Annotated in this window: 14 protein-coding genes; 7 read left to right on the top strand and 7 right to left on the bottom strand. The window is 50.7% G+C overall.

Annotation, left to right across the window (positions count from 1 at the left end; all coding sequences use genetic code 11):
- Positions 1-80 precede the first annotated feature (80 nt).
- The gene (locus tag HY774_15910; GenBank protein MBI4749972.1) at positions 81-692 is read right to left on the bottom strand and encodes a metallophosphatase domain-containing protein; all 612 of its coding nucleotides are present in this window, start codon (positions 690-692) and stop codon (positions 81-83) included.
- A gap of 506 nt (positions 693-1198) precedes the next feature.
- On the opposite strand from HY774_15910, the gene HY774_15905 reads away from it, so the two are divergent.
- From HY774_15905 to HY774_15895, 3 genes are all read left to right on the top strand, one after another.
- Positions 1199-2413, top strand: coding sequence for an MFS transporter (locus HY774_15905; GenBank protein MBI4749971.1), 1215 nt, complete (start codon positions 1199-1201; stop codon positions 2411-2413).
- 18 nt (positions 2414-2431) lie between these two features.
- Complete coding sequence (locus HY774_15900) at positions 2432-3187, top strand: DeoR/GlpR transcriptional regulator (GenBank protein MBI4749970.1); 756 nt, start codon at positions 2432-2434, stop codon at positions 3185-3187.
- A gap of 142 nt (positions 3188-3329) precedes the next feature.
- Positions 3330-4022: an HAD family phosphatase gene (locus HY774_15895; protein ID MBI4749969.1), complete on the top strand. Its 693-nt coding sequence runs from the start codon at positions 3330-3332 to the stop codon at positions 4020-4022.
- Here HY774_15895 and HY774_15890 read toward each other — a convergent pair.
- Together HY774_15890 and HY774_15885 are read right to left on the bottom strand one after the other, a co-directional pair.
- Complete coding sequence (locus HY774_15890; protein ID MBI4749968.1) at positions 4019-4627, bottom strand: hypothetical protein; 609 nt, start codon at positions 4625-4627, stop codon at positions 4019-4021. The two genes, HY774_15895 and HY774_15890, sit on opposite strands and share 4 nt — an antisense overlap.
- A gap of 237 nt (positions 4628-4864) precedes the next feature.
- Positions 4865-5872: an NAD(P)-dependent alcohol dehydrogenase gene (locus tag HY774_15885; GenBank protein MBI4749967.1), complete on the bottom strand. Its 1008-nt coding sequence runs from the start codon at positions 5870-5872 to the stop codon at positions 4865-4867.
- A 272-nt stretch (positions 5873-6144) separates the two neighbouring features.
- Here HY774_15885 and HY774_15880 point away from each other — a divergent pair, with 272 nt between their 5' ends.
- The 3 genes from HY774_15880 (at position 6145) to HY774_15870 (ending at position 13271) form a co-directional block, all read left to right on the top strand.
- Positions 6145-6849: a hypothetical protein gene (locus HY774_15880; GenBank protein ID MBI4749966.1), complete on the top strand. Its 705-nt coding sequence runs from the start codon at positions 6145-6147 to the stop codon at positions 6847-6849.
- Between the two features lie 191 nt (positions 6850-7040).
- Positions 7041-13034, top strand: coding sequence for a DUF4132 domain-containing protein (locus HY774_15875; GenBank protein MBI4749965.1), 5994 nt, complete (start codon positions 7041-7043; stop codon positions 13032-13034).
- Positions 13035-13133: 99 nt separating this feature from the next.
- Positions 13134-13271: a hypothetical protein gene (locus HY774_15870; protein ID MBI4749964.1), complete on the top strand. Its 138-nt coding sequence runs from the start codon at positions 13134-13136 to the stop codon at positions 13269-13271.
- 53 nt (positions 13272-13324) lie between these two features.
- Here the strand turns inward: HY774_15870 and HY774_15865 are convergent, their stop codons facing one another.
- The 3 genes from HY774_15865 to HY774_15855 all read right to left on the bottom strand — a co-directional run bounded on the left by HY774_15865 (position 13325) and on the right by HY774_15855 (position 16500).
- Entirely contained in the window at positions 13325-13756 is a 432-nt protein-coding gene (locus HY774_15865; protein MBI4749963.1) for a type II toxin-antitoxin system VapC family toxin, read from the bottom strand.
- Between the two features lie 3 nt (positions 13757-13759).
- Complete coding sequence (locus HY774_15860; GenBank protein ID MBI4749962.1) at positions 13760-14083, bottom strand: AbrB/MazE/SpoVT family DNA-binding domain-containing protein; 324 nt, start codon at positions 14081-14083, stop codon at positions 13760-13762.
- A gap of 152 nt (positions 14084-14235) precedes the next feature.
- On the bottom strand, positions 14236-16500 hold the full coding sequence (locus HY774_15855; GenBank protein ID MBI4749961.1) for a methyltransferase domain-containing protein: 2265 nt from the start codon (positions 16498-16500) through the stop codon (positions 14236-14238).
- Between the two features lie 479 nt (positions 16501-16979).
- Here HY774_15855 and HY774_15850 point away from each other — a divergent pair, with 479 nt between their 5' ends.
- Positions 16980-20792 carry an IPT/TIG domain-containing protein gene (locus HY774_15850; GenBank protein MBI4749960.1) on the top strand — a complete coding sequence of 1271 codons (3813 nt, stop codon included), beginning with the start codon at positions 16980-16982 and terminating at the stop codon, positions 20790-20792.
- A gap of 158 nt (positions 20793-20950) precedes the next feature.
- On the opposite strand, the gene HY774_15845 is transcribed toward HY774_15850, so the two are convergent.
- Positions 20951-22390, bottom strand: a complete 1440-nt coding sequence (locus HY774_15845; GenBank protein MBI4749959.1) for an aminotransferase class V-fold PLP-dependent enzyme — start codon at positions 22388-22390, stop codon at positions 20951-20953.
- Positions 22391-22431 lie beyond the last annotated feature (41 nt).

The raw sequence follows: 22431 nt of genomic DNA, 5'->3' as shown, positions 1-22431 counted from the left end.
CTTAGCAAGCTGGCGAAACTCAAGTTTTAGCCTGCTTTTGCAGGCTAAAATCTGTGTTTTGCGTGCCCATTGTAATCAGCCTACATTGCCAACCCGGTTTCCAATTCATAATCACGCGGATACACATCCAGAACAATCGGCTGGTTGATCGGCTGATATGAAAATGTACAGGTGCTGGCATTGACATAGGTTGTAACACCTTGTTTTACAATTCCGTAGCCTTCGTGAATGTGACCAAAAACATGGACGGTTGGTTTCACTCGTTTCACAACCGCGAGCAATTCTTCACATCCTGCCTGATCTCCTGAAATCGTCAAATCCCCAATCCCCTGGGGTGGTCCGTGGGTAATCAACACATCGGTATCTGGCGCAATCAAGTCCCATTTTTCGCGAAGTGGCCGCCCTCGATGCAGGTTAAAGGCCCAGTTGAAGAACCACGGCTGCCAGGGACTCCCCCAAAACTTCAGCCCCATCAACTGAATCCCTGAATCCTGCAAATAAATACCGTTGGTGAGCATGCGCCGGGCCATGTCCGGAGTAAGCTGAAAAGCCCAATCGTGATTGCCGGCAATAATAATTTTATACTGAAACGGAAGCATCCCGAGCCAGGAATTAAATTCTTCTATTTCTTCGAGTTGACCGTGTCCGGTCAAATCTCCGGCATGAATTAAATTAGGGACCCGGAAGAAAATAAAATCCCAATGAAATCGGGTTCAGGGTTCAGGGTTCAGGGTTCAGGGTTTGAGGCGATGAAGTGACTTGATCCCACTCAAGTGAGGGCTGGGGAACCGGCAGGTACTGCTCAAGCTGGAGTATCTTGCTCTAAACCCTGAACCCTGAACCCTGAACCCTGAACCCTGGTGGTATGATATTTCCATCCGACTCCCTTATTTCCAAAAGGGTAACACAGGCTTTCGATTGCCAGGCAGATGGATCTTTTAGGAATTGGCACATTTTACAATCGGCCATTCATTCTTTCAGAACTGGAAATAAAGCGCTGTCATCAGGATTCCACAATGCACTCACCTGAAAAACAATAATTTTTGAGCGGTTTTTTGCCTGGATCAATCGAAAATCCGGTAAATCTGGCTTTAAACAAGTAAAAACTTGCAGTAATATGCAGAAATACGAACTTTCGTGCAATTCTTTTCGTTGAACTGGCGCTCGCATATTTGAATTGAAATCAAGGAACGTTGATATGTCTCTGGTATCACTCACGGCTTCACGAAAGGCCGTCTCCATTTGTTTTTTTCTATTGGGGGCCAGTTATGCCAACTGGTTATCCCGAATCCCGACGGTTCAACAAAACCTCAGCCTCAGCGACGGCATGTTGGGATTGGCGCTTTTGGGGCCGGGAATTGGTGCCTTGATTGCCATGCCCACCGCTGGATGGTTGATTGCCAGATTTGGAAGCCGGCCAGTGACAACGATCTCTTCAATTGCCACCTGTATCTCATTGATTTTGCCGGGTTGGGCAATCAATGGCCCAACGTTGTTTGTGGCGCTTTTAATCCTGGGAATTACATCAGGGGCCATGGACGTGGCGATGAATACCCAGGCGGTTGAAGTCGAGCAAGCCTATGGTCGCCACATTATGGCGTCGTTTCATGCATTATTTAGTGTCGGAGGCTTAACCGGCGCGGCAATGGGTGGTGGAGTCGCTTTTTTCAATATCCCTCCGGCAGTCCACTGGCTGTGTGCTGGGCTCGTTTTTACCTTCATCGCTGGCGCGGCATCACGGTATTTACTCCCAACGGCGCCAACCCACGAATCAAAAAGCCAGCCAATGTTTGTAAAACCTTCAAAAGCACTGTGGGCCCTTGGACTGATTGCCTTTTGCGCCTTTCTGAGCGAAGGCGCCATGGCCGATTGGGGTGCTGTGTACCTCCACACCGCCTTAAAGACATCTGATGCCCTGGCTGCCACCGGGTACATTGTCTTTTCATTGTTTATGACGACGGGCCGAATCACCGGCGATGCCATCACGCATCGGTTCGGCTCGGTTTCAACGGTTCGAACTGGAAGCCTGCTGGCCGGAGCTGGACTGGCATTTTCTTTATTTTCAAGCACTTACTGGTTGGCACTTCTGGGGTTCGCGGCAATGGGCGCCGGGTATGCCTGTATTGTTCCGGCGGTGTTTAGCGCGGCGGGACGATCAAAAGTGATGCAGCCGGGAATTGCACTCGCCGCCGTGACAACCCTTGGGTATATCGGCTTATTGCTTGGTCCACCGGTGATTGGCTTTTTGTCGGAAGTGGTTACCTTGCGCGGTGCGCTGGGATTGATTGTGCTGCTTAGTGCTCTGATTGCCAGCCTGGCTCCCGCCGTTTCTGAGAAAAGCGACGGTTCAGAAATTTTATTGAGTGGAACAAAATTACCTTCCATCAATCCAGCGCCTTCCCTGGCCGACTAACGACTCTGGGGGAAAATCATGCTGACCGCCGAACGAAAACAACTCATTTTGGAAATCCTCCAGCAAGACGGGAAAGTGTATGCGCCTGACTTGAGCCAGAAGATGGGAGTCTCGGAAGACACAATCCGTCGTGATTTGAGGGATTTGGCCGAAGCCGGGCTCCTGCAGCGGGTTCACGGAGGGGCGCTTCTGAAATCACCTGCCGCCACAACCTACGCGGCACGGCAGACCCAGACACCCCAGGCCAAAAATGCCATCGCCAAAGCCGCCGCCAGTCTGGTCAAATCCGGTCAGGTTGTGTTTCTCGATGGCGGGACCACCACATTGCAAGTTGCCAATCATTTGCCAGCCGATTTGCGCGGAATGGTCATCACCAATAGTCCGCCCCATGCCACGGCCCTGGCCGATCACCTCCACCTCGAAGTCATTCTCATCGGTGGCCGAATGCTGAAAGAATCACTGGTGACCATCGGTGCTGGAACCGTTGAAGCCATTCGCGAAATTCGAGCTGATATTTGTTTTTTAGGTGTCTGTTGTGTCCATCACGAGGCGGGAATCACGATCCCGAACCTGGAAGAATCTTACGTCAAGCGCGCAATGATTGCGGCTTCAGCCGAAGTCGTGGCGCTGGCCTCCACTGAAAAACTGGAAACCGTGGCGACCTTTGCAGTGGCGCCGCTCTCGGAACTCACCCATCTGGTCACGGAATCAACGGCACCTGAGGCTGTTCTTCAGCGATATCAACAACTTGGAATTAAAACGATGCTGGTTTAGAAAACTTCGGATTGTGAAAACCAGGGCTGAGGGCTGAAACCAAGGGATGAGGGATGAAGGATGAGGGATGAAATAAAACCAGTTCTTCAACCCGACATCTTCAGCCCCAAGCCCTGAGCCCTGGTTTTTAAAAGGAGATTGAATGTCAGAAAATAACATCGAACCAATTGCCATCCTGTGGGATCTGGATGGAACCTTAATTGACTCAGCCACTTATCATTTTGAAGGCTGGCGCGATATGCTGGCAAGTCAGGGCGTAACGTACACCTATGATGATTTCCTGGCTCATCTGGGAATCCGGAACGATCTCTTTTTAAAACAATATTTAGGGCCTGATTTACCTGAAGCTGAGTTGAACCGGCTGGCCATGGTCAAAGAGGAAGCGTACCGTTCGAAAGTCCGCACCAACGGGTTGGACCTGCTTCCGGGCGCCGAAGCCTGGTTGCATCGGGTTCGAGCCAATGGCTGGAAACAGGCGCTGGCCAGTTCAGCTCCGCGCCCAAACATTGATGTGGCTTTTGAAGTGATCGAACCCTTCAGTCTGCTGGATGCGCACGTTTCAGCCGAAGAAGTAGCCCACGGAAAACCGTTTCCAGACGTTTTTCTCGCTGCAGCGGAAAAATTGGAAATCCCAATCCATCGCTGTGTTGTGGTGGAAGATGCCCCGCTCGGAATCGAAGCCGCCCGGCGGGCTGGCATGAAGGTGATTGGCGTGCTGACAACCCACCCGGAACTTGATGCTGATCTGGTAGTCACTACGCTGGAAGACCTCGACGACAAGTCATTCCTGGGTTTGCTCCAGGAAGCTGAACTTTCGGTTCAAACATTGGCTTAAAGCAGCCAATAATTTTCCTCATCAAGATACAAAACCACGAGTTCGCTCCCAGGCTTTATTTCACACGGTGTGCGAATCATGGTTTCACATTTGACGAGGGGACCGTCTGGGATGTTGAAATGAAAACACACCCAATATTCATGATTGGGATTCATTAACACAGGAAAACTCAAGATTTTAACCTGGTCAATTTCACCAAGGGTTATTTTTCCTTTTTCATTTAATGCCTTGAGGTGAGAATATTTGGGGCCAACAATTATCTCGCTCACATAACAGGCCAGAAAGCTTGTAAATAGAAAAACAAATACACTTTCACAAAGAAATGTTGCAACGATGACAACAATAACGCTTATTCCAAGTGTGAGAAGGAATAAAGCAAAGTCATCCTCCCTAATATGGGTAGGGTAGGGATCAACCCCATCCAGAAATTTTTTCGATTGGTGGTTAAACACAACCGGTTCAATCAACTGAAACTCAGCCCATTTTTGCCGTCTGAGGGCAACGGCTTCTTCAATCGGGTCAACTCGCGGCACCACGTAGGGATTGAATTGTGGTTCCCGGTTAGAAAAAAGAAATTGTTTCCAGCGTGATGGCTTATGTTCCATGGACGGCGTTACCGGTTTTCCAGATGAAGTGTCGGGCGTGGCTTCTGGGAACTTTCAAGCTATTTTGAACCACGAAACACACGAAATACACGAAAAAATACAACCGCCTGAATCTGTTTGAGATTCAGGCGGTTTTCCACACCGTACCGTTTTGTAGTGGAACCCTTATATTAGAATAGTCAAGTAATTCAATCAAATAGACTTAGTGAACTACTGACTACTGACTACTGACTGGTATTAGAGGGTGATACAAATTTTCCCGAAATGCCCGCCGCGTTCCATCAACTGGAAGGCATCAGGTGACTGGTCAAAGGCGAACACATCACTGACCACTGGATGAATCTTGTGAAGTTCAATCGCCCGATTCATATCCGCAAACATTGACCGCGAACCCACAAAGATTCCTTGCACCCGCGTGCCATTCATCAAAATCGGAAGCGGGTTAAAATCTCCAGGTCCGGAAAGCACGCCAATTAAACTGACCGTACCGCTCCGGCGGACGGCAATCACTGATTTGGAAAGGGTTCCGGCCCCGCCGACTTCAACCACGTGATCAACTCCGATGCCGCTGGTTAATTCACGGACCCGTTTTTCCCAGTTCGGAGTAGTTTTATAGTTGATCCCATCCGCAGCGCCCAGTTCAATCGCTCGCTGCAATTTTTCATCGCTGCTCGACGTGGCAATCACTCTGGCGCCTGATTTCACGGCAAACTGAAGCGCAAAAATCGAAACGCCTCCAGTTCCCTGAACCAGCACCGTGTCTCCGGCTTTGATTTTTCCGAGTGTGACCAGCGCCTGCCAGGCAGTCAGCGCGGCACAGGGCAGGGTAGACGCTTCCACATCCGTCAAAAAGCTAGGGGTCGGAATCACGCCAAATTCTTCCAAAACTGCAAATTCTCGCAGCATTCCATCTGCCGGAGAACCAAGCGTTGATCGTGCCTCCACATCGGTTAACTCCCCGTTTTGCCAACGTTGAAAAAAACAACTCATCACGCGGTCACCGGGCTTGACGCTTTTGACGCCTTCGCCAATCGCCACCACTTCGCCGGCACCATCTGAACAGGGCACCAACGGAAGTTTTTGTTTCGGGTTGTACCAGCCTTTGGAAACCATCAAATCCCGGTAGTTGAGTGAAACGGCACGAACTCGCACCAGTACCTGTCCGGGGCCGGGGTGCAGCTCAGGCCGGTCGGCCAGTTTCAGGTTTTCAAGTCCAAAATTATCTCGAATTTCCCACGCTTTCATTGCTCCTCCTTCAGTATGTGGAGTGCGGTGGCTTGACACCGCTTTTGAATTAAAAATTACTGCCGCTGCACTCCACAATACTGCCGCCAAAGTGTCAAGCCACCACACCCAAAAATGCGATTGAGAGCATCTTTGCCCAAATTTTCGCATCTATGTGCCTGCCCGTTGGTTTCTTTCCGCAGAATTCTTGCAAAGCTGAACCTGAACTATTAGAAAGCAGGTTGCTTTTAACCTTATTTTTTTTCAGTGTGTCGAAATTAAAAGGAGTTTTTATGGAATCGTTGTGTCGCCGGAGCCTGAAATTTGCCGGCCAGGGTATGTTGTTGATGGTTATTGGATTGTTGTTTTCCACCAATCAAGGCCCGGTTTGGGCCCAAAAGAAGCAAAAGGGGGGCCCCAAACCAAAACCAGCGGCTTCCAAACCCACAGCCTCTAAACCAGTCGCTTCCAAACCGGTAGCCTCCAAGCCGGCCACACCCCAACCTCCCAAGGACATTAAACTCATGACGGATGAAGAAGCGGAAAAGGAAATGGATCGGATTGATCAGGAAACCGAAAAGAAGGTGAAATTGATCGAAGCCGACTATGACAAACGCATCGCGAAAGCCGAAAAAATTCGGGACGAGGAAGCACGTGAGCAGGCTATTGCTGATCTGGAAGTTGAACAGGAAGACAAAATCGCAGCTCTCGAAGAGGATGCCGACATTCGGATTTTAGAGATTCAAACGCGAAAATTGATGCCTGAGCAAAAAGCTGAAGTCTACAAAATCAAGGCCGAATATGATGCCAAAATCCAGGCCCTCGAAGCTGAATATGATGCCTTGATTCAAGAAGCCGAAGACACTGAAGACGAAGAAACGATGGAAGATAAAGTTGCCCAGCTTGAGGAAGAACTTGAAGCCAAAATCGAAGACCTCGAAGATGAAATGGATCAGAAGATTGAAGAGTTCATTGAAAAAACCTTGAAAACCAAATAGAACCAGCCAGCCGTCAGTCGTTCACCAGGTTGGTTTGGTGAAATCACATCACGGGTTGTCCCTTCTTTTTTTGCAATCCCGCTTTCGAAATCAAAAAAGTTCAGAGTATCGGCTTTAGACGAGAAAAAACAAAAAACTCTCGCCAGAAGGCGGTATCCTGGACTTTTTTCATGTCTGAGGAACCTGATCGCATGTCAAAATCGTCATCCCAACCACTTCCCGAGCCCGTCTGGATAGAGGCCGAAGGCGGGTACTGGCTTGCTTTGGACGGATCGAAACTGATGGCGCGTAACCCCAAAGGGCAAATTTTGCAATCGTTGCCCAAACAGGTAAAAGACCTGCCGTTGACTGAGCAACTGCGCAACGTCGCAAGCTGGCTGAAGCAACACCAGGCCGAATGCGTTGAACAACTCGAACAATGGATGTTGCGTTCGCTTCCGATTCCGACATCACTGGTGATCCATCTCTGGGACGATCCAGCCTGGAATCAGGTATTTACCAACACCGTGATGGTTCCAGTGGAGACTTCATTCACAACTGAATGTGGTCAGGCGGGATTGCTCAAAGCCGTTGACCCCATTCGTGGGCTTGGCGTGGTTGATCTGGAAGGTGAAACCCGCTGGTTGTTTCCCGAGCAAATGGTGATTCCGCATCCGGTCCTCCTGCCGAACCTTCAAGATTGGCGAGAGTTGTGTGTTGAACTCGGCGAAAAACAAGCCCTCCAGCAGCTTTTTCGCGAAATCTGGATCCAACCCGATGTGGTGAAACCGGACCCGTTTCGGTTTCACGGATTTGCCAATGCTGAGTTTGAACAACTCAACCACGCCTTATCCCGCTGTCGCTCGCTTGGAATTCGGATTCGCCAGGGATTTGCCAGCCAAACGGTGTGGGATCGCGGAACGTCGGTTGAGGTGATGTTTTGGATTGGCGAAGGATACCCCGAAAATCCAGCCTCCACTGGCTATCTGGGCTGGTGTGATGGCCGAGGTCGGTTGATTCCGGTTACATCCGTCGGCCCAGTCGCTTTTTCCGAAGGCTGCCGCCTGGCTCAGACGATTGTTTCAGCCGCCAAACAGGGGGTCCCCGAACCACCAGCGACTGAACATTCAAAGCTGGATAGTGCTTCGTCTGGTTCCCCGTACCTCTGGTCTCCGCTCTCAACCGATGACATTCTGGCCGCTGGCGGAATGGTCATTCAGAAAGTTGAAAAACCAGGCATTGAAACCATTGACCTGGTTGCGGTTCGAACGTACCACCATCCAGCGCTTGGCCAGCAAAGTGTGAGACGGTTCTCAATCGAAAAACTGGGATTTGGGCTTGATCGAGAGATGGAGCTGCTCGGATTTGAGCGCACTGAAATCACATTGCTGGGTGCCTATCAAACCCAGCGAGCCCTTGGGTTTCCCGCCTGGGCGCTGGTGTGTATTCCCGATCAGGTCGAACTGGCTCTGAGTACCGCCAAAGAATTAAAAGCCCTTCGGAAAGTCATCTCCGCAAAACCCAAAAATGCCAAAGATCGAATCGAAGTTCTGGCGCGACCTCTGGTTTCGGCTGATCCGCGATTGCTCCTGACTTTTTATGAAGAAGCCGCACGGATGTTCCTTGAAGCTGGCAACCCAGCCTTTGCGTTGCAATTGTTTAACAAAGCCCGCGAAGCCGAACGGGTCTATGGGCTGACAGTTGACGAAGCCCAACGCCGGCAAGCCTACCTTGAATTTGCGGAAGCCGGTGTTTTATCGCCGAAAGCCCTGACTGATTTTGGAAGAGACCTGCTGGCCAGTCCGGATGTCAAAGCTGCTTACGACTTTTTCCGCGACCTGTGTTACCGCCGAACCCTGGCCGGAGTCACACCCTGGCCCGAAATGCCGAAAACGCTCCGGGCGCTGGCCAGGGCGGCGGGGCTTGATGCCGGCCAGGAAGAAGCCGAGCTGATCGAGTCGCTGCTCGAATTACCCGTCTTGCGCATTGCCGTACCTGCTTTCTGGAAACAAATCCAGCCGACACTGGTCAAACTGGCCAGACAATCTCCGCGCATTCGCGGGATTCTGTTGAATTTATTTCCACTTGGAGGAGAAACCAGCCCACCGCCCCGGCTGTTTGATACCGAATGGCTCGAACTCCTGGATGCGTGTGGTGCATTGGAGGCAGTAACTCTTCCTGATGAACAGGTTCCAGATGAAGCCAAACCCATTTCCGGAGCATATCCGTGGTTTAAAAGAATGGTCAGTCGGACTCCCCCGAACAGTGAACTTGACGTCCCGGAACCGCTGCTCAGGTTACTGGCACAAATGGCAAGCCGTCTCAAATCAGAAAATGTGATCGTGTCATTTGAAACCGTTGACGGTTCAAACCAGGTGTGGTGTTTTGCCAGTTTGATTGAAGCGGCACTCGAAGCTGGAATCTTGGTGGCTGACCCGTCACAGGACCTCAGATTGAATGTGACAACCAGGCGAGATGTTCCACTCCTGGCCGAAGAGGATCGGTTTTTTCCGTTTCTGGTTGAGGCGCTCGACGATCCCATCCGGCAAAGCTCGTTTGCTCAGGCAATGAAGGGCAAACCCGGATTTGAAAAAGCCCGCCGTGCCTGGTATCTCAACCAAATCAAGATTTTGCAGACTTCGCCCTTGAGTCGGTTTGAAAAAGCGCTTCGCTGGTTACGAGATTCAGTGACACAAGACCTGTTTCAGGATTTTCCGGAACTGGTTGAAAAACTGGTGGCGATTACTGGTTCCGAAATGCTGGCCAGAACATTCCAGGGCGGAATTTGGGATGAATTTGGCTGGCCGGAACTCGAAGTCGTGATTGATGAAATGACAGCGAATGGCAAACCAAATCCAGCCATTTGCGGTTTTTTCCCCTATGCAGTTGTGACTGATCGAGCGCAGGCGGTAGTGGTTGGCCCAACTGGTCGAATACTTGATCATCAGTTGCAACTTCCAGCAAAGGCAGAACTGGTTGACCTGGCATTTGTTGATGATCAGTTGCTGGTTCTCTACCGTGCCAAAGGCACCGGACGTGGTTATTGGAGTGGAACACCTGCAGATCGGTTTCAAACCCATATTTCGAGCCGGGAATTATTGCCGCGCGGTCCATTAGTTGAAATTTCTGGGTTGGGGGTGACCACTGGCAGAAAAGCCAGCCGAGCGGGTGACTCAAATCCTGATTCTTTGTTTGGACCGGGATCAGTTTTTTCAGATGGAACAAGAGTTTGGGTAAGGCATTACCAGGATGGCCAGTTTGGCCTGTGCGAAATTGACCCAAAAACGGGGAAAGAGCAAGGAGTATCACTGCCACAGTTTTTTGACGAATTTCAGGCTAAAACCTATCTGCTCGATATTGAAGGATCCCATTTGTTGCCCGTTCCCTCTGGACTGGAATCAACGTTGCTTGGGACCAAGGATGGTTTGATTGGAGGACGGCTCCGCCACGTGAAAGCCGATGACCAGAAAACAATGCGTTGGGGGAAGTTTCAAGGGATTGATAGTCGGCAGTGGAGGGGAAAATTTGCCTACCCTTTTTCAATTGTCGGACTGCTTCCAATTCCGGGAACGGATAGATTTCACCCTGTGTGTTACAGCCGCGGAACACTGGCTTTTTGGGACGAAGTTGGGCAGATTCCGGCGTTCGAAATTTCCATGCGTGAATTTCGTCCGACCTACGCCAAAGGTATGTCTGGAGTATTCCCTTTTGTCTGGCTGCATTGTTTGAAAATTCGCGATGACGCTGGATCACAATTTCTGCGCCAGTTTTCGGTTGAAACCGCTGATCAGTTTTTGCAAACCGCCCTGTCTGAACTCAATGACTGGAAAGCTCAGACCGGCCCCGTGCTCCCACTCGGTGAAGTCAATGTGGACAAGATTCCCGAACTTGCCAGAGATTTTCCGCATACGTGGCTCAAACTTGAAGCACTTGTCCCCCAGGGAATGCACCAGCGGTTGAAAATTGGAATGCACCGGCTGGTGGTTGAGGCGTCACGGGCGGTTTCCCGGCTGGCCCGGCTGGTTGGTCCAGCGTATTTTCACAAGGTCTCAGCGCCGCAACCGGCACCCGCCGTTGAGTTTCCTCCGCGATATAATTTTGAACGGGCATTTAAGCAAATCATTCCACACAATTACGCCTGGCGATTTTGCCGCGATCTCAATCAGGAACTGTTGACGATTCAGGCATATCTGGCGGGCCTGGAATCGGCTGACGTGCTGCAACCGAAGCTCCCGCAAGGCTATAACGGAACCGGGATCGGCTGGATTGACCTGATTGGAAACCTGGGGATGGTGGGATTTCTGGTCGCGACAGCTTATCAATCCGCTGAAGAAAAAGTCGAATATTACCAGTATCGCGAAACCCGTCTGAAGTTTCTTGAAGCCTGGTCAGATACCATTTTTGCCGGCGAACCTGACAAAATCCGTGTCCTCTATGGCCGCATCACGGTTCCAGAAGCAACGGCAGCCGAATGGCAAAAACTGGATCACGCCACGCTGATTGAACAGGAAGGCAATCGCTATTTCGTCAGAACCTATAATGAGTATTACATTGAACATTCCGGGATTTCCTACACCGCGATTGAATATGCCCCCGATGGAAACTTTAAAGAGTTGCCGGGAACTTCGGTTTTGAACACGCGGCGCAATGGTGGCTGGCTTGGTCGCGACAATATCCGGAAACTGATCAATCTGGTCAAAACTCGTGGCCCGGTTGCCTGGGATCCACACATTGCGGATGCGCTGTCTCGCGGAACGGGCTTGAGCCGAAATGCCGCCGCCGTGCTCTGGCTGGGATTTCCAGGATTTGAAGGGCACGACGAATCACGATTTTTTCCAGCTACGCTCCGCGAACAGCTTGGAATGAAAGTACTTGATGTCAATTCCGCACGGATCGAATTGGAGAAAATGTGCCCGGTGCCGATCCGGTTGCCGGTGTGGTCTGATGTATTGCCCGACGAGATTGAAACGCTGTGGACGCCGCTCGGAACTGGTGAAACGGATCCACATTCGGTGGTGCATCGCCTGATTGCCTCCTGGAATCGGCATGTCGGCAAACAAATCGAAATCCCGGCGGAGCTAGTGGCGACCATTACAAAAGAGAAGTATTACACTGACATCAAAGCGGTCGAACTCCTGACCATGCTGGCCAATCCAGCTCAATCGGAATGGCTGTGCGACGATCAGGAATGGCGGTTGTTTTTCCCAAATACCTGGCTGACATATAGTTACCCGGTTGGCTGTGACTGGGCAAAATATAACAACTCAAAGTTTTTCAGGCGCGAAGTGGTTACTTCGTGGTCAATCTTGCTGCCCTATTTGTTTGTAACATTGCCAGTGGGAGACCCGCTCCGGTCAAACCTGCCGGCATTGATGTACCTGATTTGGGAACGGCTCAAAAATCCGAAATTTTTCCTGTCACTCGACTATAAATATTTCCATGCGTCACACGGCGCGCTCCAGCCCCAGGTAGACGCGTTTTTCGACCAGTTCGGAGATGTTCCCTACGTTGGGCCACAAACCCCAGCCAATGAACAACATCTGGGACGTGATGCTGGTGACTGTGTTGCGTTGTTGAGAAAACAGGATGACAAATCAGCCGAAGTCGAGGTGTTTGTCCGGACAGGACGCATCCCAAATTTTGAGCGGCTCGAAGAAATCGCCGCGATGGTGAAAATGTCGCCTCGCCTGGAATATCTGTTCCCGTTCACCCAGGGCTGCCGTGATCTGGTTGCCCGGATTGAACAGACACCAGTTCCGGCGGGTCAATACGAATGCAATCCGCTGTATTCCACTCCGCACGTTGTTTCAGAAATAGCTGAAGTCTATAGGTTTAGCCTCGACGCTGCAACGCTGTGCCTGCAAACGCTGGCGTTGATTGAGCCATCAACCCGTAACATTTGCCTGTGGAATAACTGGAACAGCGCCAGATACAAAAAAGCCGCCAGCGAACTGGTTGCCTCAGAAGTCGTCATCGAAGCCAAACGCGAACGCGCCGGACGCAACATTTTCCTGCCCGGCGTCTGGATTTCGCCCAAACCACCTGACGAACCAATCGAACAATGGAAACTGGAACTGTACGGTGCCAAATCGTATGCGTCCAACTCATACTGGAAGCCGCTCAAACGATTGCTTCCGCTGCAGCCAATCCACGAGATTTTCGAACTGGCCTGGACGCGGATCAAAGAGAGAGATCACCCCGGTTAAAAGCCTGACCAAACCAGCCCAGAGTTGAAAAAATGAGCGGATTTGAACCCGCGAAGCGAGTGGAAGGCTCGTAGCCCAGGGTGCAACCCTGGGAACAAGTTGTCTCCTCACCCCGCCCGACCAGCCGCCGCCTACGGCGGCGGCTGGCCGGGCGGGGAAACGGTGGGGAATGACCCGAATTCCCAGGGCTCGAAGACTCGCCCTGGGCTACGAGCCGTCACCTACTTCGTAGGTTAAGAACCAAAACTGCTTCAACCCTTCATTCGCATTATTAATTGGGGGATTTAGATTTAGCTTGACCAATTTTCGACTTGAAAACTGGCAGGCAGGTTTTTGAACGCGCCATCATTCGTGACGAAAATGCAACCGTGCCGATGCGCCACGCACGCAATGAGCAAATCTATATCTTGAATCTTTTTGCCATTGCGCTTCAATTCACCTTTGGTTTTTCCGAACAACTCCCAACATTGAACATCCACCGGAGCAGCCAGAATGATATTTTTCAGCTTGGCGAGCCTTTGGTAAATGTTGGCCGAATGAGCCGAGATTTCAGCACCATAGGAAATTTCCCCTATGGATGCTTCGGACATATACACCCCGTCTGTGGTAATTTTGTTGAACGCCTCAATGGTTTTGATTTCTTCCGGTTTGCGGCGGCTTTCCTTTTTGTACAGACCATTCATCAAATATGAACAGTGGTTGGTATCAAGAAGATAGGGCATAAGTTAATCGTCAAGAGATACTTGCAATTCCTTTCTGGTGCGTGACGCCCTGATTTCTTCAATCGGAATATCATAGGTGTCATCTTCGGCATCACCTTCTAGCTCTTTGAGCATTCTCATTCGTTCCTCATAGGACAGAGCAGGAGGCAGACCGCCTGGCTTACCCCAAGGAACAAGGTCAGCGTCCACTACCCTTTTGACCTTGAGAAGTACCTCGTTTTCTCTCTGTACAAATTCTACAAAATCGCCAATATGCGCGCCGATTGCCCGGCAAATCTCTTCAGGAATCACCACCTGTCTTTTGCGGCTGATCTTGCTTAATGACATAGTGCCCCCTGTGTCTTTCCTTTCAAACGTCATGCAGTTTGATAGTTGAATTGTAAAACAGTAAAACCCATAGTCATCATAGGTCAAAAAAAGCCGAAAGCAAGCAAATTGCAGTCAGTACTGACACATTGGAAAAGACCTTTTCAACAGAATCAGAACACTACCGAGTTGGATTTATGGAGATTTGAAGCAGCCTGCAAAACCCCCAACGCGTGCGCCAGTCGCAACCCAACAATCAGCAAATGGGCATCTTCGATTGATTCAAGCTGGCTCACGAATTCATTGATTCCGACCAGATGCAATGAACTTTCTTCTAGCGATTGGGCCGTAACCTCCACTGCAAATGGATACACAATTTCTGGCGTGGCGCCTGGGGTTGGAAAGTACGGCCCGCCAAGCTCCTGAATCATTCTGGCGGTCACGCCAAATTCACGTTTCAAATTGGCTTTGATAAAAGTCGGGAGTTCCCACTGGGTTGTGATTTCAAATGGAACCCGCCAGCCGGGTGCCACTACCAGCATTGAATTCCCGGTAAAACATTGTGCGGCGGGGAGATCCCGGTGCTGAACTGCCAGAAATACTCCGGCGGTGGTTTTGACGAATGGCGCAATCACCACTGTGTTGTGACTGTAGCGGCACGGTGTCACATATTCAAATTCCACGGTTTTCAATGTCGAATTGACTGCATCCAGCTCTGAAAAAAGACTGCTTCGAATTGAAAGAAAATCAGCCGGTTCCGTGGTTGTCAGCGATTGAAAGGCGGCATTTGGAAGCGGGCCGAGTGCATTTTCCGAGCCGGAAAGCGTCACGGGTTGATCACCTGGGGTCAAAGCCGCGCCAATCCACGGACCAACCGACAGGTTCAGCCGCAACAAGAGCCAGTAAATGTTGATTTCCAATCGAGCATCAAACATTCCGCTCACGTGGCAGGCCCGTAAAACCTGCCCGGCGTCGAGTTCGCGAACGCTCCCGGAATTGGAAAATGGAGTGTAATTCGATAAATCCGCAAACGGTGTCTGAACTGGTCGTGGAGAAATCTGGACGAGCCGGGCGAAAACTCGTTCGTTGATGCCTCCGGGGGAAGTGTAGTAGGTAAACGATGGACTGATTCCGATGATTTCATTCGCCGAAATCCCGGCACGTTCATCAAGTGCCGTTTCAATCACAAAATCAATGTTTTCAGAGGCTTCGGCCAGGATCGAGAGTGGCTCTGTGATATAGCCGGAGCGCGTGGCCCCCGTCAAATTTGGATGGTCGGCACAGGCATTGGTGATCGGACGTGGAAAATCTTTCTTCGCCACGACCAGCAACCGTCCGTTGGCTTCAAACCAGGGAATGAGATCAATGGTCTGGTTGGGACGTTCGACCAGTTCGTGAATTTTCCCGGTTTCTACATGTTGATACTGGTGAAACTGCAGAAACTGCGGGTGATCCAAGAGCTTGCATTGGGCTTCGGTCAGGAAAACCCCCGAGCCTGCCGGCAGTTTTTCTCCCACAATCAAATAGTTGGTCGGCGGGAACGGCAATGGATTTCCAGCCGTGTCAAAGAGCCTGAATTTTCCCTGATACCGGTTGGTCAAAATCCAGGGGTTGAAAATCGGAAACGACGCCACAATCCGCATGCCACGTTCACGAAACGCGGTTTCAAACCCGGATTGTGACAGGTAGGTGTATTCCTCAAGCAATTCGGCATCCCAGTCCGTCCGGTAGTCTTTGCGGAGAACAAATTCGGCTGCCGCGCGGAGCTTCAATTCAAACCGAACCCAGGTATCGTCAATTGTTCCAAGGTGTTGAAAGGGTACAGGGCCATCTGGATTCTGACTGCTGCGAAACCCGGCAGCAAAGCGTTCAAAAAGGGCTGCCGTTGAAAGCGAAGCAATCGGACCGTCTGTGGTGCCATCCGTGACCGGCACATCCAGCCACACCATTTCCGGGCCGTCGGGGACAACAAAATCCCGGATGATCAACACGCCTCCGGGTTTGAGCTGGGCAATCTGGTTGTCGAGGGTTTCAAATATTCGATTCAGGTCAAAGCCATTGAAACTGGTCACATGATGGAACACCGAAGAATTCAAAATTCCATCAACCGAATTTTCAGGAAACAGTTGATGTGAAATATCGCCGGCCTGAAACGTTAAATTTGGCAACTGGTAGGTTTCCGCCGCCAGTTCAACTGACACCGGGTTGATGTCAACCCCGATCAATTCCAGTCCAGGATACAACCGGGCCAGGTCGTATGTGCCACGTCCAGAACCACTTCCCATATCCACGATGCGCCCATGGGTTGGAAAATGCGCCGTGGTGAGCGCAATTTTCTGCTGCACCGAAGCGTCCATTCCGGCGAAATAGGATTTGTAGGCAGCTTCATTTCCGCGATGTTGTTTGGCGTAGGTCTGATCTTCAAAGTTGTGTGACATATCTGATGATACTCTTTTGAATGAAGCACTCGTATTAGAAAATGGTCAAGTAATTCAATCAAATGAACTTAGTGGACTACTGACTACTGACTACTGACTACTGACTACAACCTGGTATTTTCTCATCGAAATGAAAAATTTGTATTGAATGACAATTTTCAGCCTTGTGGCCCGCGTTTGAGAATAGAAGCTAGTCAATCTCAACACTGAGATCCATTGTTTTCTTTCAATTTTGAGTGGAATGTTCAAATCAGGGCTACCAACCTGAATCTCAAGCCAGCTTGCGTGCCGTAGGGCTTTGATTCTGAACATCTTCTCCAATGGTTCGCCAATCAACCTCAGTATTGAGTTTCAATCTTTATCTCTTCGAATAAATTCAGGGAACGTGTGTTATGAAAAACCCTCTAAAGTATAGACTGATCAGTTGTTTGGGTATTTTATTATTTGTCTCCGCGATCCTTCCGTCATCCCAAATCCTAATGAGAAGCACTCAGGCTGATACTGCTTCAATTAAGATCAAACAGCGAAATCCAGTGGTGAATGAAGGAAACAAAATTCGGCTGACAGCAATTGATGGCCAGGGATCCCCCCTTTCAGGCGTGCGTTGGGTCTCAGGCAGTCCCGAGATTGCTCAAGTTGATAGCCTGACGGGTGAGGTCCAGGGTCTGGAGCGCGGATTTGCAACCATTACCGCCGTGGATGGCAGTATGACGGCATCAGTCTTTGTGGTCGTGGCACGCATTGATCAAGGCAAGGGAGAAAATGTCCCTGGTGATGTCAAAACCGATTTGAACGGACAACTCTATCTAAGCAACCCTCAGCAGAATGTGATTATGAAGGCCAGTCAGGCATTAAGCGCCTCGGCCAAAGTCTTTGCCGGTACTAAGGGAATCCGAGGGTTTCGAAACGGGACGTCTGACCAGTCACTTTTTGCTGGACCCACAGCCATTGGAATTGATAATCGAGCGAAAGGGGGAGTCTACATTGCAGATACCCTCAACCATAGTATCCGCCGGATTGGATACAATAATCAGGTGGAAACAATCCTGGGGAACGGTGCTCCCGGAAAATCAGCGTTTGACGAAAATCTGGAGGCCAGGTTTGAGGCAGTTAAATTAAATGGACCACGTGGAACGGCAACGGATCTGGGTGGAAATCTTTTCATTTCAGACAGTGACAACCACGCCATTTATTATGCTGATTTTAAACAACACCGCCTGCAGTTGCTGGCTGGAAATCCAGGTGAAAAAGGCACCTCCGACGGGATAGGCCGCGAAGCCAGATTCTCCCGCCCGGCTGGTCTGTCACTTGACCGTTCCGGGCAAGTATTGGCCGTGGCCGATCAGGACAATGGCCGGGTGCGATTCCTGAGCCTGTCCCGAACCGATACTGGCCGCCTGACGTGTCAGGTGTCCACGGTTGGCGTGGCGCCGCACAATCGCCAGGCATTGAACTCATCACCGGCCCAAAATGACAGGTTTCGGTTTGACCAGCCAGCTTCAGTTAGTTTTGGGTTCGGGCAGAACCTGACTGTGGTGGACGATACCGGCGCCTATATCATCACGCCGGTGCAGGCAAACCAGTTGGAAGTTGTTGAATTGGCGCAAGCCGGCACTTTTCATCAGCCGACCAGTGTCACGGTAGACGGGGCAAAAACCTATGTTTTGGATGCTCCGGCAACCGACCCTGAAGCCGCCTTGAAGCAGGTCACGTTTGGCGCCCCTGAAATTTCCAGTTTGAGTGCTGAAACCGTTCGAATGGATAGCCAGGAGGAAATTATTATTACCGGCAAGAACTTTGCGCCGGAATCTCTGGTTGTGGTTGGTGATCAGGTCATCCGCAATACAACCGTTGACAGCGCGACCCAAATCCGATTTCGGATGCCAAAGGTTTCGCTCCCAGGTGGATTGACGGTGTCGGTTCAAACCAGAGGCGGGTTAGCCCAACGCCGATTGACGGTACTTCCTCAACCCCTGTCGGAATTGAGGGATGGTGAAATTACCACTGTGGCGGGAGGAATCCCCTATCTGGGTGATGGTCAGTTAGCCGCCAACGCGATTGTTTACCCAGGAGGACTGACTTTAGATAGCAAAGGAAACCTCTTTATTGTTGAACCAGTTTTTAATACTGCCCGCATCCGTCGGATTGATGCCCAAACAGGTGTGATCAATACCGTGGCCGGAAATGGGGGGTATCAATCCACTCAAGATAATGTTCCAGCCATCAGTACTGGAGTTGGTGCAATCCGGGCTGTCGTTGACAGTACTGGAAGTTTGATTGTTGCCGATCATTTGAACAGTCGGGTCAGGCGTATTGACGCCCAAACCAATATCATCACCACGATTGCCCTGAATGGGAACCGCACCTTTAGCGGTGATGGAGGAAAGGCAACATCGGCTGGCGGAGAAGTTTTTGGTCTGGGGATTGATGACCAGGATAATTTGTACCTTGCGGATCAGACCCGGGTTCGTCGCGTTGATGCCAAAACCGGAATTATCCAGACTATTGCCGGGACAGGAATTCGTGGCAATAAAGGGGATGATGGTCCAGCCCTGAAAGCCCAATTGGAAATTCAGGATTTATTGGTTGACCCATCTGGAAATGTCTTGATTGCCGGTCTTTCAGCAGTTCGGCGAGTGGATGCCAGAACCGGGATTATTTCCAGGATTGCAGGCCGTGAGGGGAATCAGGCTTCCAACCTGGGTGACGGGGGACCAGCCACTCAGGCGAGCGTTGCACCCTACAGCCTGGCGTTTGATTCAAATCAAAACCTGTTTATTAGTGAATTGTGGAATCGCCGGGTTCGTAGAGTTGACAACCAGACTGGAATAATTACCACGGTTGCCGGAAACGGAAAAGAAATTTTCTTCAATGAGTTCCCCGAAAACAACGGCGAAGGTGGACCAGCCGTGGACGCCTATGTGTTCCCAGTCTCCATTACATTAGATGGCGAAGACAATATTTTCATTGCGGATACCTTTTTTGGAATTCGAAAAGTGGATGGCCAAACGGGTGTCATTACAACCCTGGTTCCGAAAAAGGTGGATCCGTTCACCGGCCAGAATCAGGTGGCCATTGGCGCGCCCTTTTTTAATACCTATGATCTGAATGTTACAGATTCGGGTGACCTGATGATAAGCGCCGATGGACGGATTTTGGGAGTGGACAGTCAAACCAGCATCATCAAACCAATCGCTGGAAATGGTGACGTCAAACGATTTATTGGCCAGGATGTACCCGCCTTAAGTGTGCCCATCGGCGCACTTGGAATTGAAAGCGATGTGGATGGAAATGTGTACTTTTCTGATTCGTATAACGGTTTGATTCGCAAAGTAAATGCCCAAACGGGGATTCTCACCACGGTGGCTGGCAATGCCGGGTATACGGTTGACCCAAGTCCGGGCCCAGCAACTGAAAGAGCGATTTTTGGTGGTGATTCCATCAAAGTCAGAGATGGAAAAGTGTTTATTGCCAATCTGTGCATGGTGCAGGTGATTGACCTTGCCTCGAATCAAATCAAGACGCTTGCCAATTTGGGAATACCCGAGGGGAAGATCGAGTTGTTTCATTATCTGGCTCTCGATTCTAAGGGCAATATTTTTGCGACTGCGGATGACGATTCGCCGTGTGCCAATCGGATATTTAAAATTAATCCCCAAACCGGTCAGATGACAGTATTTGTCGAGCGAACAAATCCGGCCTTTGGTCTTGGCGACAACCCGATCGATTCGAGCGATGAGGGTTGCGTGGGATTCACGGGGCTGGCGATTGACGGTGCTGACACGATCTTTGTTGGAGTTGGGAACAGAGTTTTTAAGATGGATAAGACTGGACAAAACATTACTCCAATCGTCGGTACTGGAAAAGCTGGCCCCCGGGGGGATGGTGGACCAGCCCTCCAGGCCAGTTTTGGGTTAGTCACCTCACTCGAAATTGATACCCACGGAAACTTGTTTATTCTCGATAAGAACCACAATGCCATCCGCGTTGTGAAAGGTGTGGCGGTGCCTCACTCCCAGGGCGGAGGGGACCCATCCACAAAAGTTACAGTCAACAAGGTGTCTTTCACCAAACCGATGCTGACCATCGAAGGTACTGGATTTGGATCGGCAACCGCTCAGGTGCGTATTAACGGTAGCGATATGTCCAGCCGAATGTCGCAACTCAACAATCAAACCATTACGCTGACTGGTTCGGCGAAAAAGCTGAATCTCAGAAATGGAATGAACGAAATTACGGTCACCGTGGCGGGGCAAACCTCAGCTCCGTATGCCTTTAGCTATTCTCGGTAGTTGGATCTTCTCAGTCTCAACCTTCTCTCGGTAGTGTAATTCACAATTACACTACCTTTTTTTGTTTCAGGAACACGGATTTGGGATGAACATTTGAGTGAATTCCATGGCTTCTCCCTCTCTGGATTCCCAATCCAAACGAACCACAGTCTTCAGGATTAAAGAGCGGCTTCCAGCGCTTCGATCAGTATCTGAATATCTTCCGGTTGAGTTCGGAAATTGGTGATGCAGGCTCGCAAAACCGGTGTTTGGGGGGCAATCGTCGTGGTTGAAATCCATGCCTGCCCCGATGCCAGCACCCGACTGGCAATCTTGTCCAGATAGGCTCTGGTTGCACCTTCGGGATGCGCTCCATCAATAAAACACACCACTGGAAGCGGAGTTTGGTTCAGAACCGTCCATCTGGTTTGGGAAAGCAGGTTTCTCAGAAACTGCCCCATCTCAATCTGGTGGCGAATGGCTACTGTGTAGCCTTCCCATCCGGCAACCAGCAATGACAAAAAGACTTTGAGGCCAATAAAGCGCCGCGACCACTGCATGGAATGGGCATAGGGATCAATCACTTCCAGGCCGTGCGCATCAATCGGCATGTAGTTATTGGCCGTGGCAAAGGTTTCCGTCAACAACCCCGGATGCCGGGTCAGGTAAATTCCAGCCGCCATTGGGACCGAAAACCATTTGTGGGCGTCAAACGTGATTGAGTCAGCCCGGGCAATGCCGGTCAGAACGGGCTTGAGTTCGTCCAAAAAGACGGCGGCCCCGCCCCAGGCGGCATCAACGTGAAAATACAGCTTCTCTTGACGGCAAATTTCGGCCAGTTCAGCAAGCGGATCAATGATGCCGCCGCTGGTGGTTCCAGCCGTTCCTACCACCAAAAATGGTATAAATCCTGCCAGCCGGTCGGCTTTGATTTGTTCTCGCAGAACGGTCACATCCAGTTGCAACTGATCATTGACCGGGATTTCACGCACTGCATTTGACCCTAACCCACACAACCTGACGGCTTTCTGGAACGAATGATGCGCCTGGGCTGAAAGATACATCACGGGTTGGGCTGGGAGGGATCGCACGCCTCCGGTGGCAAAACTCGGAAACTGCCTGACCAGAGCCGTCAACACGCCGGTGTGGTTGGCTTCGGCACCACCGGAGGTAAATGTTCCGTCAGCGGTCTGTGGATCATACCCAAACTTATCGGCAAAGGTCCGAATCAGGTGGTTTTCGACTTCTATTGCCAGTGGGCTATGGCTCCAGGCGGCGAGTTGCGGGTTAAAGGCCGCCACCAGCGCATCGGCATAAATGCTCATCGTAGTGGGCGAAGGATTATACAGGCCGAAATACCGTGGATGTGGGTTGTGGACCTGATACCGCCGCAACCCATCAGCGATAAAGTCAATTGCCTGAATGGCATCCATTGGCTGATCGAATTGAAGCGGTGTCAGCAGTTTTCGGATTGCCGTTGGATCGAGCGGCGGTGCCACCCGGAATTCACCCACCTGACTGACATAGGTTTCAATCTGGTTCACGACGTGCTGCCAGAGTTCACGGCGGTGTGATTCATCAAGTAACAGCGAAGGAGCAATTTGAACGTGAGTTGACATAGGTTAAACCAGGGTTTAAGGGTTCGGGGTTCGGGGTTCGG

The organism is Acidobacteriota bacterium (assembly GCA_016208495.1).
Taxonomy (GTDB): domain Bacteria; phylum Acidobacteriota; class Blastocatellia; order Chloracidobacteriales; family Chloracidobacteriaceae; genus JACQXX01.
Note: the sequence above shows the minus strand (reverse complement) of the source record. Positions and strands in the feature narration are given on the sequence as shown.